Annotated in this window: 11 protein-coding genes and 1 pseudogene; 6 read left to right on the top strand and 6 right to left on the bottom strand. The window is 65.4% G+C overall.

The window, feature by feature from the left end; translation table 11 throughout:
• Positions 1-38: 38 nt before the first annotated feature.
• The 5 genes from gyrB to PSRA_RS07355 all read left to right on the top strand — a co-directional run bounded on the left by gyrB (position 39) and on the right by PSRA_RS07355 (position 9451).
• Entirely contained in the window at positions 39-2177 is a 2139-nt protein-coding gene (gene gyrB / locus PSRA_RS07375; RefSeq protein WP_420820564.1) for a DNA topoisomerase (ATP-hydrolyzing) subunit B, read from the top strand.
• 178 nt (positions 2178-2355) lie between these two features.
• The gene (gene gyrA / locus PSRA_RS07370) at positions 2356-5157 is read left to right on the top strand and encodes a DNA gyrase subunit A (protein ID WP_094661257.1); all 2802 of its coding nucleotides are present in this window, start codon (positions 2356-2358) and stop codon (positions 5155-5157) included.
• 85 nt (positions 5158-5242) lie between these two features.
• Positions 5243-5989, top strand: a complete 747-nt coding sequence (locus PSRA_RS07365) for a DUF3566 domain-containing protein (protein ID WP_094661256.1) — start codon at positions 5243-5245, stop codon at positions 5987-5989.
• Between the two features lie 236 nt (positions 5990-6225).
• A complete protein-coding gene (locus PSRA_RS07360; protein WP_094661255.1) occupies positions 6226-7497 on the top strand; it encodes an alpha/beta hydrolase in 1272 nt (423 codons plus the stop codon).
• A gap of 562 nt (positions 7498-8059) precedes the next feature.
• Entirely contained in the window at positions 8060-9451 is a 1392-nt protein-coding gene (locus PSRA_RS07355) for an O-acetylhomoserine aminocarboxypropyltransferase/cysteine synthase family protein (protein ID WP_094661254.1), read from the top strand.
• A 54-nt stretch (positions 9452-9505) separates the two neighbouring features.
• Here PSRA_RS07355 and trhA read toward each other — a convergent pair whose 3' ends face one another.
• The 6 genes and pseudogenes from trhA to PSRA_RS07335 form a co-directional block, all read right to left on the bottom strand.
• The gene (trhA, locus tag PSRA_RS07350; RefSeq protein WP_094661253.1) at positions 9506-10726 is read right to left on the bottom strand and encodes a PAQR family membrane homeostasis protein TrhA; all 1221 of its coding nucleotides are present in this window, start codon (positions 10724-10726) and stop codon (positions 9506-9508) included.
• Positions 10727-10973: 247 nt separating this feature from the next.
• On the bottom strand, positions 10974-12281 hold the full coding sequence (locus PSRA_RS07345) for an O-acetylhomoserine aminocarboxypropyltransferase/cysteine synthase family protein (protein ID WP_094661252.1): 1308 nt from the start codon (positions 12279-12281) through the stop codon (positions 10974-10976).
• A 128-nt stretch (positions 12282-12409) separates the two neighbouring features.
• Positions 12410-13696 carry a DUF3427 domain-containing protein gene (locus tag PSRA_RS09695; RefSeq protein ID WP_338053281.1) on the bottom strand — a complete coding sequence of 429 codons (1287 nt, stop codon included), beginning with the start codon at positions 13694-13696 and terminating at the stop codon, positions 12410-12412.
• Between the two features lie 294 nt (positions 13697-13990).
• Positions 13991-14179, bottom strand: a pseudogene (locus tag PSRA_RS09690) (DEAD/DEAH box helicase); the annotation flags it as partial.
• Between the two features lie 27 nt (positions 14180-14206).
• The gene (locus PSRA_RS09615; RefSeq protein WP_245834945.1) at positions 14207-15946 is read right to left on the bottom strand and encodes a DEAD/DEAH box helicase family protein; all 1740 of its coding nucleotides are present in this window, start codon (positions 15944-15946) and stop codon (positions 14207-14209) included.
• A 178-nt stretch (positions 15947-16124) separates the two neighbouring features.
• Positions 16125-16430 (bottom strand): YhbY family RNA-binding protein, encoded by a 306-nt coding sequence (locus tag PSRA_RS07335; RefSeq protein ID WP_094661251.1) that lies wholly within the window; start codon positions 16428-16430, stop codon positions 16125-16127.
• A gap of 1504 nt (positions 16431-17934) precedes the next feature.
• Between PSRA_RS07335 and PSRA_RS07330 the strand changes: the two genes are divergently transcribed.
• Positions 17935-18360, top strand: a 426-nt coding sequence (locus PSRA_RS07330) for an amino acid permease (RefSeq protein WP_143516410.1), incomplete at its 3' end; no start/stop codon positions are given.

The following is an 18360-nucleotide window of genomic DNA, read 5'->3' as shown; positions in this document are numbered from 1 at the left end:
ACAGGCAATCGCAAGAATTCGCTAGAAAGGAAGCATTGGTGGCCGATTCCAACGACGAGCAGCCCGATGACATTTCCGATATCTCCCACACCACGGCCGACGAGGGCCGCAATCCCGAGGACGCACTGACCGAAGCCGCGGAGCATGACGAGCTCCAGGACGCGCAGCTCGACGATTCGCTCTCCCCCGACCATTACGACGCCAGCGACCTGAAGGTTCTCGAAGGCCTCGAGGCCGTGCGCGTGCGACCCGGCATGTATATCGGCTCCACCGGCCCGCGCGGCCTGCACCACCTCGTCTACGAAATCGTCGACAACTCCGTCGACGAGGCGCTGGCGGGCTACGCCACGCATATCGAGGTGACGATCCTTCCCGACAACGGCATCACCGTGGTCGACGACGGCCGCGGCATCCCGGTCGACAACGTGCCCGGCGAGAACAAGTCGGGCGTCGAGGTGGTCATGACCAAGCTCCACGCGGGCGGCAAGTTCGGAGGCGGCGGCTACGCGGTGTCCGGCGGCCTGCACGGCGTGGGCATCTCCGTGGTGAACGCGCTGTCGACGCATATGCATATCGAGGTGCGCCGCCAGGGCTACCACTGGACGCAGGACTACGTGAACCAGAAGCCCGTCGCGCCGCTCGCCAAGGGCGAGCCGATGGCCGAGGGCGAGTCCACCGGCACGTCCGTGAGCTTCTGGGCCGACCCCTCCATCTTCGAGACGACGGTCTACGATTTCGAAACCCTGCGCAGCCGCTTCCAGCAGATGGCCTTCCTGAACAAGGGCCTCAAGATCTCGCTGACCGACCTACGCCATGTGGACGAGGCGGGCGACGAGGTGGCCGGCGACGGCGACAACCCGCTCGAGGAAACCCACGAAACCGTGACGTACCAGTACGCCAACGGCATCCGCGATTACGTGGAGTACCTCGTCAAGGGCAAGCACGCCACGCCTGTCGAGAACGACGTCATCGACTTCGAAGCCGAGGACCTCACGCTGGGCATCTCCGCCGAGGTGGCCATGCAGTGGACGAGCGCCTACTCCGAGTCCGTGCACACCTTCGCGAACACCATCACGACCACCGAGGGCGGCTCCCACGAGGAAGGCTTCCGCGCGGCGCTGACGACGCTCGTCAACCGCTATGCGCGCGAGAAGAACATCCTCAAGGACAAGGACGAGAACCTCTCCGGCGACGATGTGCGCGAGGGTCTCGTGGCCGTCGTGTCGGTCAAGCTCACGAACCCACAGTTCGAGGGCCAGACCAAGACGAAGCTCGGCAACCCCGAGGCGAAGACCTTCGTCCAGCGCGTCATGACCGAGAAGCTCAGCGACTGGTTCGACTCGCATCCGACCGACGCCCGCTCCATCGTGCAGAAGGGCATCGAGGCCTCCCGCGCCCGCATCGCCGCCAAGAAGGCGCGCGAGTCGACGCGCCGCAAGTCCATCTTCGAATCCGCGGGCATGCCCGACAAACTCAAGGACTGCCAGTCCAACGACCCGTCCGAGTGCGAGCTGTTCATCGTCGAGGGCGATTCGGCAGGCGGCTCCGCCATCCAGGGGCGCAACCCCATCACGCAGGCCATCCTGCCGCTGCGAGGCAAGATCCTCAACACGGAGCGCGCCTCCATCGACCGCATGCTCAAGTCCGACACCATCGAATCGTTGATCACCGCCATCGGCGGCGGATACGGCGAGAACTTCGACGTGAACAAGGTGCGCTACCACAAGATCATCATCATGGCCGACGCCGATGTGGACGGCGCGCATATCGCGACGCTGAACCTCACGCTGTTCTTCCGCTACATGCGCCCCATGATCACGGCCGGCTACGTGTACGTGGCCATGCCGCCGCTGTACCGCATCAAGTGGACCAAGGGCCCGCACGACTTCGTGTACACCGACGCCGAGCGCGACCGCGTGCTGCGCGAGGGCAAGGCCGAGGGCAAGCAGCTGCCGAAGGGCGAGGGAATCCAGCGCTACAAGGGTCTGGGTGAGATGACGTACCAGGAGCTGTGGGAGACCACGATGGACCCCGACCACCGCATTCTCAAGCAGATCCACATCGAGGACGCGGCCCAGGCGGACGAGACCTTCTCCATGCTCATGGGCGACGATGTGGAGCCGCGCCGCCTGTTCATCCAGCGCAATGCGCACGACGCGAGGTTCATCGACGCCTGACGGCGCGTTGTCCGGTGCGCCCGGCGGAATGTGGTGTGGCCACACAATATACGCGACTTCCCATCGTGGCAGTGTGTGGTGTGGCCACAATCCACGCATGGACGCCTGGCGACGCCGGACGATAACAAACCAAGCGATGACAGTCTGAGTAAGGGATCTGAGTAAGGAATCCGAGGAAATGGCAGACGACAACACCAACAACAACGAGCCCGGCACCAATGAGCCCGACAACGAGGACCAGCTCCACGGGCTTGACAACAACAGCGAGCCGCTGAGCCCGCAGGAGGCCGACACCACCGACTACGGCCTGTTGTCCGGCCAGCGCGTGCAGCCGATCGACCTGCAGCAGGAGATGCGCGAATCGTATCTCGCCTATGCGCTGTCCGTCATCGTCGAGCGCGCCCTTCCGGACGTGCGCGACGGCATGAAGCCGGTGCACCGCCGCGTCATCTACGCGATGTACGACGGCGGCTACCGCCCCGACCGCGGCTACAACAAGTGCTCGCGCGTCGTCGGCGACGTGATGGGCAAGTACCACCCGCACGGCGACGCCGCCATCTATGACACGCTCGTGCGCATGGCGCAGCCGTGGAGCATGCGCTACCTGCTCGTGGACGGCCAGGGCAACTTCGGCTCGCCGGGCGACGACCCCGCGGCCGCCATGCGTTACACGGAGTGCCGCATGGCTCCGCTCGCGATGGAGATGGTGCGCGACATCGACAAGGACACCGTCGACTTCCAGCCCAACTACGACGGCAAGACACAGGAGCCCGTCGTGCTCCCCAGCCGCTTCCCGAACCTGCTGGTCAACGGTTCGAGCGGCATCGCCGTCGGTATGGCCACGAACATCCCGCCGCATAACATGCGCGAGGTGGCGGACGGCGTGCACTGGGCGCTCGAGCATCCGGACGCCAGCCGCGAGGAGCTGCTCGACGCGCTGATCGCGCGCATCAAGGGACCCGATTTCCCGACCGGCGCCACGATCCTGGGCCACAAGGGCATCGAGCAGGCCTACCGCACCGGCCGCGGCCTCATCACGATGCGCGCCGTGGTCAACACGGAGGAGATCCGCGGCCGCATGTGCCTCGTGGTCACCGAGCTGCCGTACCAGGTGAACCCCGACCGTCTCGTGGTCTCGATCCGCGAGGCCGTGCGCGACGGCAAGATCAGTGGCATCGCCGACATGCGCGACGAGACCTCGGGCCGCACCGGCCAGCGCCTCGTGCTCGTGCTCAAGCGCGACGCGGTGCCCAAGGTGGTGCTCAACAACCTGTACAAGCACACGCAGCTGCAGCAGACCTTCGGCGCCAACATGCTCGCACTCGTCGACGGCGTGCCGCGCACGCTGAGCCTCGACGCGTTCATCAAGCACTGGGTGGACCACCAGCTCGACGTGGTGGAGCGCCGCACCCGCTATCTCAAGCGCGAGGCCGAGGAGCGCGACCACATTCTGCAGGGCTATCTCAAGGCCCTGGACATGATCGACGAGGTCATCGCCCTCATCCGCCGCTCCCCCACCGTGGAGGCGGCGCGCGCCGGGCTCATGGACCTGCTTGACGTGGACGAGGTGCAGGCCGATGCCATCCTCGCCATGCAGCTGCGCCGCCTGGCCGCCCTCGAGCGCCAGAAGATCCTCGATGAGCACGAGGAGCTGCAGCGCAAGATCGCCGACTACAACGATATTCTCGCGAGCAAGGAGCGCCAGCGCACGATCGTGGGCGACGAGCTCGACGAAATCGTGGAAAAGTACGGCGACGAGCGCCGCACGCGCATCCTGCCGTACTCCGGCGAGGTCAACATGGAGGACCTCATCGCCGAGGAGAACGTGGTGGTCACCGTCACGCACGGCGGCTACATCAAGCGCACCAAGGTGGACGAGTACCGCGCCCAGCACCGCGGCGGCAAGGGCATCAAGGGCGCTCGTCTGCGCGAGGACGATGTGGTGGACCACTTCTTCCTTACGAGCACGCATAACTGGCTGCTGTTCTTTACGAACAAGGGCCGCGTCTACCGCCTCAAGGCCTACGAGGTGCCCGAGGGCGGGCGCGACGCCAAGGGCCAGCACGTGGCGAACCTGCTGCAGCTGGAGCCAGGCGAAAGCATCCAGCAGGTGCTGTCGATCCACGATTACGACGAGGCGCAGTATCTGGTGCTCGCCACCCGCAGCGGCAAGGTGAAGAAGACGCGCCTGGCGGAATACGATTCGCCCCGCCAGGGCGGCCTCATCGCCATCCGTCTGCGCGAGATCGAAGGCGCCACGACCACCGACGACGAGGGCAACGAGGTGCCGGTGACCGACGAGCTGATTGGCGCGGCGCTGTGCAACGCCGACGACAACATCATCGTGGTGTCGGAGAAGGGCATGTCGGTGCGCTTCTCGGCCGATGACGAGACGCTCAGGCCCATGGGCCGCCAGACAGCCGGCGTCCAGGCCATGAAGTTCAAGGGCGCGCCGGGCGAGGACCTGCTGCTGAGCATGGACGTGGTGCCGGGAGACTCCGACTCCGACCTGCTCGTGGTGACCTCGGAGGGCTACGCCAAGCGCACGGCGCTCAGCGAATACCGCCTCCAGGGCCGCAACGGCTACGGCGTCAAGGCCATCAACATGGTGGAGGGCCGCGGCGACCTCGTGGGCGCCGTGGTGGTGAACGACTCCGACCAGATCATGGCCATCATGAAGTCCGGCAAGGTGATTCGCTCCGACGTGGCCGAGATCAACCGCACGGGGCGCAACACGCAAGGTGTCACGCTCGCCAAGCCCGACGCTGGCGATCACATCATCTCGATCGCGCGCAACGAGGAAACGGACGAGGACGATTCCGCCGAGTCCGAAGCCGCGGGCGACGCGGCGGCCTCCGTTGCTCCGACGGATGCCCTCGCGACGGATGGCGCGGTTGCTGCCGGTGCGGTGGTTGCCGACGCCGATGCAACGGCCTCCGATGCGGCCGGTACGTCTCAAGACGCTGATAATGTCGCATAACAGGTAGAGAGATGGCGTGTGCGGGCTGCCGTGCACGCCATCGCCGCAATATGCACAGGCAGATATGGAAGTGCAAGGTGAAGGCATGACTGACGAGAACATCGCGCCGAACGCGAACCAGAATCCGGGCGCGGGATACCAGGCCTCCGGCACGCGCCGAAGCTACTACACCGCCCCCGGCATGGACGACTACCAGGCCGCATCGGCGTCGTCGTCTGTCGAACCGCTGATTCCCGAAGCCGCGCCGGCCGCGCCGGCCGCGCACGCCGCACGCACCGCGGCCTCGGCCCCGCGCCGCACCGCCGCTTCGCATATCGCCGCCCCGGCCGCCTCCGCATCCGCGCCGTCCGGCCGCACGGCCGTCTCCGGCGGCTCGCAGCACCCGCAGCAGCACAGGAGCGCGTCATCGGGCGCGTCGTCGCCATCGTCTTCCTCCGCCTCCGAAGGGCACCGCCACCATAAGACGCCGCGCGCACGCCGCATGAAGCTGTCGCTGACGCGCATCGACCCGTGGTCCGCCACGAAGGTCGGATTCATGCTGTCGTTCGCGATTTCGCTGATTATCGGCGTGGCGCTGTTCGTGGCGTGGCTTGTGTTCGCCAGCTCCAACGCCATGAACTCCATCAACTCGCTGGTGTCGAGCAGCGGCCTCGATTCCGTGACGTCCAGCCTGTCGGCCATTTTCACGACCGGCCATGTGGTCAGCGTGCTCGTAATCCTCGCGGTGTTCAACATCGTGCTGTTCACGCTGCTGGCCGCCATCAACGCGTTCCTGTACAACGTCACCGCCCGCCTCGTCGGCGGCCTGCGCGTGACGCTTGGCGACGACTGAGTCTTCGGTCGGTTCGGCCTGGCTTCGGCCCGGCCGTGGCTTATCGGGCCGGTTCCCGCGTGACGGGGGCCGGCCCGATTCCGTGTTCGAGGCGGGAGGAATGAGCCCAGAGCGGAACGCTGGCGTCGCTCCGACGGCCGTGCGTGCGGTGCAATAGGCTGGAAAGTGACGGAAGGCGTCCGCGTGGCCGCGGCAGCGCGAATTCATCGCGCAACCCATCGTGGAAAGGGAGGGATATGGACGAACTGCACGATTCCGACGGCGACCCGCGCGTTTTCCTCTCGCGGTGGGGCAAGGACCTGTGGCTGCCCGGCTACCAGCAGCTCACGGCGTATTTCATGGAAACCGACGACGAAGGGCAGATCATCGCCACCTTCGTGCGCAAGAACCCCGACAGCCTGACCGCGGCGCAGCGCTGGCGCCGGTGGGTGCGCGGCACGCTGCGGCGCAAACCGGCCGCAATCCTGTACGTGCACGGGTGGAACGACCATTTCTACCGCATCCACGCCTCCGAGTTCTGGGAATCGCTCGGCGTGCGCTTCTACGCCGTCGATCTGGCGAAATTCGGGCGCAGCTACCGACCGGGGCAGACGCCCGGCTATACCGAGGACCTGCACGGGTATTTCCCGCAGCTCGACGCACTGCGCGACACCATCGTGAAGGAATGCGGCGACGACGTGCGCATCCTCGTCATCGGGCATTCGATGGGCGGGCTTATCACGTCCTTGTGGATGCACCACAGGCGGCCGCACCATGTGGCGGCCCTGATGCTCAACTCCCCGTGGCTCGAGCTGCAGCTCACGCGCTTCGGGCGTCTGCTCACCACGCCCGTGGTGCGCGGATTCCGCATGGTCGGCGGCAAAACCGTGATGCCGCTCAACGACCCCGGCTTCTACGGGCGCACGCTGTACCGGTCGCAGGGCGGGCTGTGGGATTACGAGCGCTACCAGGAGCCCGGCGTGCGGTATGTGGCGCGCGCCGGCTGGCTGAACGCCATCTACAACGCGCAGGACGAGGTGGCGCATGGGCTGGATATCCAGGTTCCCGTGCTCGTGTGCACATCCGACAAATCCATGCTGCAGACGCGGTGGGATCCCGGCATGGCGAAGGCCGACACGGTGCTCGACGTGCAGTCCGTGCGCGCGGCTGCCGTGGGGCTGGGCAAGGTGGTGACGCTGGTGCAGATCCCCGACGCGCTGCACGATATCTCCATGTCGTGCCCCGAGGCGCGGCGCCTCTACTTCCGCATCGCCGCACGCTGGGCGATGCGCTGGGCGTGGGACGATTCCTGGCTTCCGGAGCGCGTTTTGGACAAGGCGCTCGATGCCGTGGCCGCCTCGCACGGAGACGAGGGGTGGCCTGAAGGCGGCGATGGGCGCGATGGTGCCGGTGCTGGCGATGGTGCTGGCGCTGCTGGTGAGGTTGCCGAAGCGAACGCTGACGTCGGCGAGGCTGCCATCCTGCACAACGATGGTGACAACCCACAGGATGCCTCTGCACCCAGATGATGGAGGGGTGATGCCGGATATCAGGGGGCCGGCACCACCCCGCCTCAATGCCACAGGATGTTGCGGACGTTACAGGGGTGTTGCAAATACGCGCCTGGCGCTACACCTCGGCGGAGGCCGTCATCATGCGGCACATTCGCTTCAATCCTTGATCAGAGGCTGTCGGTTTCAGTGACATGGTCGGGCTCCTTTCCTTGAACGGTGCATTGCCAGGCATCCAACCTGTGGCTCCGTCGCAGAGGGCGCCGTCCCGTGCGCGCCGCCGCATCCCCCCTCCGGTTCAGGGTTCCCCGTCCCCACGGCATGCGCGGCGACAGCGGGCCCGGAAGGGCAAGCGGTGGGGAACGCGCATCGGGGGACTCCCTGAATGCGATGGCGCCATCTTCGCGCCCGCCGCGGCGAAAATCAAGCGCGCGCCTATCGAGGTTTCTTATAACTTCGGATAGCGATAACGATGCGCCGCGCGGCCGTTCGGACGATTTCCGCGATGTATCCTGACGGTACCGCATCCAATCGAAGGGCTCCTTCCATCCGTTCATACGATTACAAAGAAGGAATCCCTATGTCCACCGAAACCATCGTCGATACCATCGCCGCACAGCCAGCATCGTCCGCCGCCGCATCGAACACCATCACCGCCGCCGAGGAAGCGCGCCGCAGCTTCGCCACCCGCGCCCTGCGCGCCGGCTACGACCCCGCCGAGCACGCGAACGCGAGCAGCGTGCCGATCTACGCAACGGCCGCGTACCAGCTGCGCGACGAGGAGCACGCCACGCAGATCGCATCGTTCGAACTCGCCGACAACATCTACACGCGCATCTCCAACCCCACCACGAACGTGCTCGAACAGCGCCTCGCCGCGCTGCACGGCGTCGAGGGCGCGGTCGCCACGGCATCCGGCCTTGCGGCCGTCACGTATTCGCTTCTCAACGCGGCGCTCGGCGGCGGCCGCATCCTCACGACCTACCGCCTGTACGGCGGCACCGTCGCCACGTTCTCCGACGTGCTGCCCGACTACGGCATCGGCGTCGACATCGTGCCCAACCCCGACGACCCCGAGTCCTGGAACGCCGCCATTCTTCCCGATACCAAGGCGCTGCTCGTGGAAAGCGTGTCGAACCCGTTGTCCATCGTGGCCGACATCGAGGCGCTCGCCGCGGTGGCGCACAAGCACGGCATCATCCTCATCGTCGACAACACTCTCGCCACGCCGTACCTGGTCAATCCGTTCGAATACGGCGCCGACGTGGTGGTCTACTCCACCACGAAGGCCATCAACGGCCACGGCAACGCCATCGGCGGCGTGGTGCTCGAAAGCGGCGCCTTCGACTACGCGAACGGCAACTACCCGCAGTTCGAGCGCAAGGAATGGTTCTTCAAGTCGCGCGAACGGGTGGAGCGCAGCGTGCTCGAGATCGCCCCGACGACGCCCTTCACTTCGCGCCTGCGCGGCATCCTCGTCACGCTGCTTGGCGCCGCGCCCAGCCCCTTCGACAGCTACCTGACGCTGATCGGCCTCGAGACGCTCAAGGCGCGCCTCGCACAGGAAACCGCCAGCACCGAGCGCGTGGTGGGGTTCCTCGAGGAGCAGCGCGAGGCCGGGCGCATCACGGCCATCTACCATCCGGCGGCGCACGACTACCCGTACCGCGAGCTCGCTGACAAGTACCTGACGCGCGGCTATGACACGGTGATCGCCTTCGACGTGGACACCGAGGAGCGCAAGCGGCGCGTGCTCGACGCGCTGCGGCTGTTCAGCCTGCAAGCGAACCTGGGCGATTCGAAGTCGCTGGCGATCGACCCGTTCGTGGTCACGCACCCCGAGCTCACGCTGGACGAGCTGCGGATCGCGGGCATCACGCCGTCCACGATCCGCCTGTCGATCGGCCTCGAGGAAACCGACGATCTGATTGCCGACCTGCGCCAGGCCCTCGACTCCGCCTACGCCGCGTAGTGGGCGCTTTGCCGGCGTCTCGCCTCGCTTCCCTCTTGCCTCGCCCTGCTTCTTTCACAGGGCGAGGATGACGAGGTAGACGGCGACGCAGTGGCAGGACCAGCCGAGCAGCGTGCCGAGATGGAACATCTCGTGGTACTCGAACCAGCCGGGCACGAGAATCGGCTTGCGCAGCGCGAAGCACACGGCGCCCGCTATGTAGCACGCGCCGCCGGCTATGATCAGCCAGCACACGGCCGGTCCGCCCGCCGGCTGGTTCCACAGCAGCGGCAGCAGCACCGCCACGGCGAGGCCGAGCACGCAATAGATGATGGTGAAGAACCAGTCAGGCCCCTTCTTCCACGTCAGATGCGCCACGGTGCCGATGATGGCGGCGGCCCAGATGAACGCGAGGTACGGCCACCGGATCGAGGCGGGCAGAGCCATCGCGATCGGCGTGTTCGTGCCGGCTATCGTGAGGAAGATATTCGAGTAGTCGAGCGAGCACATGATCTCGTGCTTGCGCTTGGACCGCCAATGGACGAGGTGCAGGCACGCGGAGACGCCGAATAGCAGCATCGATGACGCCGCGTACAGCGCGCACGCGAGCTTGGGCGCCCCGGGAGGCGCCAGGCAGATGAGCGTGACCGTCGCGGCGATGCTCAGAGGGAACATCGCCGCGTGCATCCAGCCGCGCATGCGGGGGTGATGCTCGCCGAAATAGTCGGTGGGTTCGATGGCGATGCCGCGCTGGATGGCCTGGCGCTGCGCCGCGGCCACCTCCTTGCGGGCCGCCTGGCGCCTGGCGCGCGCGATGTCATAGTTCACGGCCGACGCGTAGTCCTCGTGGCGCGCGTTGCCCAGGCGGCGCATGGCGGCGAGGTCCTCGGCGCGGCGCATTCCCGCGCTTTCCTGGCGCACCGACGGCGTGGCGTGGTCAAGGTCCACGATGGCCTCGTCGGGTTGCTGTGTGCGGGGACGATGCGCCTTCTGCATGCGCTGGGTGGCGGCTTTCTTGGCTTGGTCGGCGGCGGCCTGTTTCGCGGCTTCCTTGGCCTGTCGGGCGGCTTCCTTGGCTTGTGCCTTGAGCTGGCGGGCCCGTTCCTTCTGCCGGGCCTTCCCGGCCTTGGCCTCGGCTTTCTCCTGGCGCCTGGCCTCCTTCGCCTCGGCTTTGAGTTGGCGCGCGCGGGCTTTCTTGCGCCGTTTCGCCTCCTTGGCCTCGGCTTTCTGCGCGCGTTTGGCTTCCTTTCGGGCCGCCTTGGCGTTCTGGGGCGTATCCGTCGTTGCTGCGCTCATATCGTCCTCCCCTGGCGGCGGAGATAAAACCTACCGCCGCGTAACTTACTTTATTGTAAGCACGATGCTCTCGAAAAAGACGATGCTCCCGCCCTTTCGGCGGGAGCGAACATGTTTCCGCGCGGAACCATCGTTCCAGAACCATCGTTCCGGAACCCGTACCGTGCATAACCTGCGCTTTGGGGTAACCGGGGCCCGGCGCACGTGCACCGGGCCCCGTCGTCAGCTCCGTTGTGAGCTCCGCCGATCAGAGCACGGCGTCCATGGCCTGCTTGAGGTCGGCGATGATATCGTCGGCGCTTTCGAGGCCGCAGCTCAGACGCACGAGGTCGATGCCGACGCCCGCCTCCTTGAGCTGCTCCTCGGTGAGCTGGCGGTGCGTGGTGCCCGCCGGGTACAGGATGCAGGAGCGCGAATCCGCCACATGCGTGGCGATGGACACGAGCTTGAGGTGGTCGAGCAGCGCCGACACCTTCTCGCGGCCGCCGGGCACGCCGAAGGCGATGACGCCGCACGTGCCGTTCGGCATGTACTTCTTCGCGAGCTCGTAGTACTTGTCGGTTTCGAGGCCGGGGTGGTTCACCCAGGAGATGCGCGGGTCATCGTCGAGGAATTTCGCCACCTTGTAGCCGTTCTCGCAGTGGCGCTTCATGCGCAGGGCGAGGTCCTCGAGGTTCTGGCCCAGGATCCACGCGTTGAACGGCGAGGGGATGGAGCCGAAGTCGCGCATGAGCTGCGCCACGCACTTGGTGATGAACGCGCCGCCGTTGCCGAACTCCTTGGCGTAGGTCACGCCGTGGTAGGAATCGTCGGGCGTGGTCAGGCCCGGGAACGTGTCGGCATGCGCCATCCAGTCGAAGTTGCCGGAATCCACGATGGCGCCGCCCACGCAGGAGCCGTGGCCGTCCATGTACTTGGTGGTGGAATGCGTCACGATGTCGACGCCGTACTCGAAGGGTCGGCAGTTGACGGGCGTCGGGAAGGTGTTGTCGACGATCAGCGGCACGCCGTGCCTGTGCGCGGCGGCGGCGAATTTATCGAAGTCCAGCACCATCAGCGAGGGGTTGGCGATGGATTCGCCGAACACGGCCTTGGTGTTGGGGCGGAAGGCGGCCTCGAGCTCCTCGGGCGTGCAGTCCGGGTGCACGAAGGTGCAGTCGATGCCCATACGGCGCATGGTGACGTTGATGAGGTTATAGGTGCCGCCGTAGATGGCGTTCGACGCCACGATGTGGTCGCCGGCCGAACAGATATTGAACAGCGCGAAGAAATTCGCCGCCTGGCCGGAGCTCGTCAGAAGGGCCGCGGTGCCGCCCTCGAGCTCGCAGATCTTCTTGGCCACGATGTCGTTCGTCGGGTTCGACAGACGCGTGTAGAAGTAGCCGGACTCCGAGAGGTCGAACAGGCGCGACATCTGTTCGCTGCTCGTGTACTTGAACGTGGTGGACTGCACGATCGGAGGCGTGCGGGGCTCGCCGTTCTTCGGCTGCCAGCCGCCCTGGACGCATGTGGTCTCGATGGAGCGGGATTCCTCCGCTCGCTTTTCTTCTGCCATGGGGAACTGCCTTTCGTTTGTCGCCACCGGCCAATCCGCACGGAGGCGCTGACAGCAGTCTATCGCCGGACGCGTATTGCGTGGGGCGGATGCCCGTGTGTTCGCGGGCGTACGATGCCGGAGCCGTTTTAATCGGCTCCGTCGGTGAGATAGTGATGCAGAGATGCGGTCAGCGGGGATTCAAGGCGGAGGACGGAGCGGACGATTTTCACGGGAGCCGCCGGGTTGCCGGCCGATGTGCCTCCGTTGGATGTCGCGGGAATCGTGGTGTTTTCGCAGCTGAGGATCTGCGAGACGTGCCCGACGTAGAAATAGCGTTTGTCGGATTTCGGATCGGCGCTGTCGGCCTTGCGCATGACGAACAGCGGGATGAAGCGCCGTCCCGCGCGTCCTGCTCGACTTGCGCGTTCCGCCGGCCCATCGTGCGTTTCCCCGCGCATCCAGCGGAATTCCGGCGACTGGGTGGTGCGCCGGTTCTTGCTGTACCACAGCATGTCCTGTGTGCCGAGGAAGCGGTCGGCGTACTGGCTGGCCGCGTATTTCACCATGATCGGCATGGTGCCGCTGGCGGCGTCCACGAAGTACCCGCCCACGTTCTGCGGCGTCTGCTCCTGCTGCCAGCAGCACAGGCGCATGATCTCCCACAGCGAGTAGCGGTGCTCGTACAGAAAGCCATGCTCTTGGCGGCGACCGGTGCTCCGCAGTTCGTCGTAGGCGTCGCGGCAGACGAGAAGCGAGGTGCGCAGAGTGTCGGCGAGGAAGGTAGCGAAGGTGCGGTTGTGCTCCAGAGCCTCGCGCAGGTCCGGCGACAGGCGGTACGCGCCGTCCTCGCCGCACGTGACAAGCGGCCTGGCGCCGAAGCGGGTGCGGTTGCCGCTGGAGAACACCGAGTAGTCCAGAACGCGCAGCGCCGCGTCCATCTGGTTGTCCGATAGGTCGGTGTCGGGGAAGACCGCGGCCACGCCGGCGCGCAGCTGGTCGCGCGTGAGGCCGCGGCGCGGAATCGACGATTGTTCCGATGCATCGTGCAACCGGAGCCCCTCCGGCAACGCCTCGCCGGGAAGCCGGTCGCCGAGCTCTTCTGGCAGCGCGAATCCGCACATCATGCACAGCATGACGGCCTCGTGCGGACGTGCGCCGGGGAGGATCACCGACGACGCCATTTTGAGAACCGCGTCCTGCCATGCATCCGTCGGGGCGAGGACGGTGGCGGCATCAGTGGCGTTGGCGGTGTCGTCGGCGGCGGGTTCGGAACCGTGCGCGGCGGGGGAATCGTGTTTTCTCGCGCCGGACGGGCGCGACAGGCTTTTCTCACAGCCGCGCACGAACGCCAGATACGTGTCGGGTGAGCCGCTGCGCGCCGTGAGATTCGCCAGCGCGATGGGCAGCGACGGGTCCTCGCGGTAGAAATCCATGAGCATCGGGATGGCGTTGAGCTGGAAGCGTAGATTCGTGTACGAGGCGCGCAGGCGTTTGAGATCCGAGAGGTCCGTGTGGTCGAGCGATTCCATGATGCGCCGCGTCGAGATTTCGTCGAAATGCACGCTCGAGGCACCCGGGTGATGCATGCCCGTCGTGTTCTTGCGCGCGATCTCCTTGCTGCCCGCCGCGCCGAACAGCGCGATCGGGATGAGGTAGTTGTTCGCGTAGTTGCCGATGAAATCGATGATCGTGACGCTTTCCTTATGCGGGAAACGGCGCAGGCCACGGCCCAGCTGCTGCGTGAACACGATGCTCGACTGCGTGTTGCGCAACATCACCACCTGGTTGAGCGACGGGATGTCGACGCCCTCGTTGAACACATTGACGCTGAACAGATAGTCCAGCTCCCCGCGTTCCAGGCGCCCGACGAGCTCCTCGCGCTCCTTCATGCCGGTGGACTCCGTCACCGCCGCCGTGCGGTAGCGTCGCTCCGCCTGCTGGTTCTATTCATCGTCGAGCATGCGGGACAGCCTCTCCGCCTCGTCCGTGCGCGAGCAGAACACCAGCCCCGTCACCGGCTGCGCGGGGTCGGAATAGCGCGTCAGGATCGACGCGATGTAGTGCACGCGCTCGCGGGAGGTGAGGTCGTCGAAGGAGAAGGTGGCGTTGAGCTCCGCCGCGTCCTGTGCGGATTTGCCGCCGCGGATCGACACTGCGGCGCCCGGCGTCACCGTGCCGTCCGCCGCTTCGTGCGGGCAGCCGAGGTATTCGGTGACGCCGAAATAGTGGAACGGGCACAGCAGCCCCGCGTCAAGCGCCTGCTGCAGGCGGATCTCATAGGCGATGTTATTGCCGAACAGGCTGAAGATATTGATGCCGTCGGTGCGCTCCGGCGTCGCCGTCATGCCGAGCACGAACCGGGCGCCCGTGAAATGGTCGAGTACCTTCCGGTAGGTGGCGGCGCCCGCATGGTGCACCTCGTCGAACAGGATGTAGTCGAAGGCGTCGGGGGCGAAGGAATTGAGCGTCTCGTCGCGGCTGATGGTCTGGATGGTGGCGAAGACGTAGCGGCGGTCGCCCTGCTTGGTGTCTCCCGTCAGCAGGCCGAGCTCTTTCTCGTCGCAGCCGAGCACGCGTTGGTAGGACGCGCGCGATTTCTCGAGGATCTGCTGCTGGTGCACGAGGTAGAGCATGCGGCGGGGCCGGACGTTCTTCACGTCAAACGCCGACAGATACGTTTTGCCCGTGCCCGTGGCGGAGATGATGATGGCGCGGCGCTCTCCCCTGGCGCGCAGCTCCTGCAGGCGCGCCAAGGCCTCGCGCTGCATGGAGTTAGGCGTGACGGGCGCCGAGTCGCGCTTCTTCTGCTCCGCGAGGGCCTGCTCCCTTGGCGGTTGGTGCTGCTTGAACTCGAGCTCGTACTGGTCGATCCAGGCCTGGGTGAGTTCCGTGGAATGTGCGATCTGCTCGGCGAGCTCCTCGCGCAGCTGGTGCACAAGGTCGCCGTTCTCGAAGGACGAGATGCGCAGATTCCATTCCTTCTGCGAGCTCAGCGCCCTCTCGGTCATGTTCGAGCTGCCGATAAGCACGTCGTAATACGGCCGGCCGGCCTCGGTGCGGCGCAGGAAGACGTAGCCCTTGGGGTGGAAGGGCTCGTCGGAGCCGGCGGTGGGGTCGGAGGCTGGGCCCGGCGAGGCGGTGTTGTCGGCGCTGTTGGGGGCGGGGTTGTCGGCGCTCGCGGCGGGAGAATCGTGGTGCCATATGAGCACGTCCACATCCGCTTCGGTTTTCAGCTTGAGCAGCCAGGAGAACGCCTCCGGGCTGTTGAAATACGATTTCGTCGACGTGATGATGCGCCGGTGCGCGTTCGGATGGCGCCGCCGCGCGTCAAGGCACGGCTGGTATAGGGATTTCAGGGCCTCCGTGGTGAGGAACGCCACCGAGATATCGAAGGATTCGCAGTCCGATAGCTCGCGGTCGAGCACATCGATCATGCGGTTCTCCACCGTGTTGCTGATCAGATGCGGCGAGAAGCGGCCCACCGCGCGGTTTGAGGCGCGGATATAGCCGGACGAGACGTCTTCGAGCAGCGTATGCACGTCGGCGTCCGGCGAGCCGATATGCGAGAAGTCCAGCGTGCCGGTGCTGGTGTTGGTGCTGATGTCGGTGTTGGTGTCGGCGTCGTTGCTGATGTCGGTGTCGTTGTTGTCGCGGCTATTGCGCGACGTGCCCCAGGTATCCATTGCACCCTCCCGTCCCTATGCCGGCCTGCGCCGGGGCGGGACGCGCCCTCTGCGGGCGGCCGGCGCCGACGCGATGCCGTCGTTTGGGGCCCAGGATACTGGGAATGCTCCCGCCGATCCACCCGCCTGGCGGTTCGGGATTGCGGCCGGCGGGAGAATCGTGGTGCGAACGCCGCCGTTACTCGCGCGTCAGCTGGATCTTGTCGATATCGTCGCGATGGGACGCGCGGTAGATGACGAAACGATTGCCGATGGTCTGCACGAGCTCGGCGTGGAGCTTCTCGCACAGCGTCTGCGCGGCCTCCTTCGCGTCGATGCCGATGTCGGGCAGCACCTGGCACTTGAGCAGCTCGCGCTTCTCGATGGTTTCGTCCGCCTGCTTGATGGTGGCGTCGGTGATGCCGTTCTTGCCGATGATCAGCAGCGGGCTGAGCTTCTGGCCCAGCGTGCGCAGCTGCTTGATCTGCTTCTTCGTCAGCGTCATATGTCTTCTGTCCTCTTCGGTGTGTGTCGGTGTTTCGGGGTTTCAGCGTGCGGAAGTCCGCGACAAGCGGGTCGCGACGCACGCAAAGCGTGTCACTAGGTTATCCCCAGGGCCTGATTGCGTGGGGGTGCGCCCCCCCGTAACAATGTGATGGGTTGCGGACAGAAAACACGATTTTTCGGCTCGAAAAGGCCTGATTATGTCCGTAAGTCATCACATTGTTGTGGAAATGGGAACGATGTGATGGGATTCGGACACGGATTGGGGTGTGGACCGTTAACGGTGGGCTTGGTTGGTCGCTGGCGTGCCAGTGAGAGGCACTGTTGGCAGAGTGGTTGTTGGGAATGCTGGGCTTTTTCTCCGACGGTGGGTTTCGCTGGTCGGTGCAGTGCCAGTGAGACCGACTGTTGGTGGGGGAATCGTTGGGAATGCTTGTTTGTTTCGTTAACGGTTGCTCTCGCTGGTCGCCGGCGTGCCGGTGAGGGGCACTGTTGGAAGAGAATCCGCTCATTTCCAACGTCCCCCGCTCCAACAGTGGGTCTTGCTGGTCGCTGGCGTGCCAGTGAGAGCGACTGTTGGTGGGGGAATCGTTGGGAATGCTTGTTTGTTTCGTTAACGGTTGCTCTCGCTGGTCGCTGGCGTGCCAGTGAGGGGCACTGTTGGAAAAGAATCCGCTCATTTCCAACGTCCCCCGCTCCAACAGTGGGTCTCGCTGGTTCGTGGCGTGCCAGTGAGAGGCACTGTTGACGATTTCATCGTTGGAAACACTGGGCCTTCTCTTCAACGGTTGCTCTCGCTGGTTGGCGGCGTGCCAGTGAGGGGCACTGTTGGTGGTGGAATCGTTGGAAACACTGGGCCTTCTCTTCAACGGTTGCTCTTGCTGGTCGCTGGCGTGCCAGTGAGGGGCACTGTTGGGGATTTCATCGTTGGAAACACTGGGCCTTCTCTTCAACGGTCGCTCTCGCTGGTCGGTGCAGTGCCAGTGAGAGCGACTGTTGGTGGGGGAATCGTTGGGAATGCTTGTTTGTTTCGTCAACGGTTGCTCTCGCTGGTCGCTGGCGTGCCAGTGAGAGGCACTGTTGGGTGCCGGATATGAAAAAGCCCGGCGAAAGGGAAAAGCGCCGGGCAATTCATCAGAGAGAAGGAGAGAAGAAGGGGGTTTAATTATGGCGGAACGGAGTTCCGTCGGAAGCAGTCGCTGTGCTTTGTGCTTCCGATATTGATATAACCGCCCGAACCTTGGTGAATGACGGTGACATTCTGACAAACGCATGGGAAAACCCTTCCGATTGCCGCACCGTCCCGTTTTGAACGTATCCGATGGCGCGGCGCTCGCGGAACCGGCGCGAAACCAACGCGGCGCTCGCGGCGGGATAGTGAACGTGGCCTTCCGCGAGACACGCATATGTATTACAGTGTGGCCGACAGCGGCGGTGTCAATCCGGGCGCCGTCACGGAAGCCGTCACAGAACATGGCGCCGTAGAAGAGAGTCGAAGGAGGACCATGTCGAAGTCGAAGCGAACGCAGGATCCGGGGCGTCCGGCGCCATCGGGGAAGAAGGCCGGAGAATCCACGATTGCCGAATCGTCGAACGCGGCAAAATCGTCGAAAACCCCCGCCGCCGCAACCCCCGCCGCCGACCGCGGCGACGAAGGCTACGCCAAGGCCCTCGAACCGCGCCATATCCGCATGATTGCCATCGGCGGCTCCATTGGCACCGGCCTCTTCCTCGGAACGGGCGGCCGTCTGGCCGAGGGCGGCCCGGGACTCATGATCGCCTACGCCATCTGCGGCGTGTTCGCCTTCCTTATGGTGCGCGCGCTGGGCGAGCTGGCCATCCGCCGCCCGTCGTCGGGCGCGTTCGTCTCGTACGCGCGCGAGTTCCTCGGCGAGAAAGGCGCGTATTTCACGGGCTGGATGTACTACATC

It is taken from the genome of Pseudoscardovia radai (genome assembly GCF_002259605.1).
GTDB lineage: Bacteria > Actinomycetota > Actinomycetes > Actinomycetales > Bifidobacteriaceae > Pseudoscardovia > Pseudoscardovia radai.
Note: the sequence above shows the minus strand (reverse complement) of the source record. Positions and strands in the feature narration are given on the sequence as shown.

Excerpts from the sequence above, each read along its gene's own strand:
- PSRA_RS07335 (WP_094661251.1), bottom strand. The coding sequence starts at position 16,430 with ATGACGCTGACGAAGAAGCAGATCAAGCAGCTGCGCACGCTGGGCCAG.
- PSRA_RS07345 (WP_094661252.1), bottom strand. The coding sequence starts at position 12,281 with ATGGCAGAAGAAAAGCGAGCGGAGGAATCCCGCTCCATCGAGACCACA.
- PSRA_RS09695 (WP_338053281.1), bottom strand. The coding sequence starts at position 13,696 with ATGGATTTCTACCGCGAGGACCCGTCGCTGCCCATCGCGCTGGCGAAT.
- PSRA_RS09615 (WP_245834945.1), bottom strand. The coding sequence starts at position 15,946 with ATGGATACCTGGGGCACGTCGCGCAATAGCCGCGACAACAACGACACC.
- PSRA_RS07360 (WP_094661255.1), top strand. The coding sequence starts at position 6,226 with ATGGACGAACTGCACGATTCCGACGGCGACCCGCGCGTTTTCCTCTCG.
- trhA (WP_094661253.1), bottom strand. The coding sequence starts at position 10,726 with ATGAGCGCAGCAACGACGGATACGCCCCAGAACGCCAAGGCGGCCCGA.
- PSRA_RS07365 (WP_094661256.1), top strand. The coding sequence starts at position 5,243 with ATGACTGACGAGAACATCGCGCCGAACGCGAACCAGAATCCGGGCGCG.
- PSRA_RS07355 (WP_094661254.1), top strand. The coding sequence starts at position 8,060 with ATGTCCACCGAAACCATCGTCGATACCATCGCCGCACAGCCAGCATCG.
- gyrA (WP_094661257.1), top strand. The coding sequence starts at position 2,356 with ATGGCAGACGACAACACCAACAACAACGAGCCCGGCACCAATGAGCCC.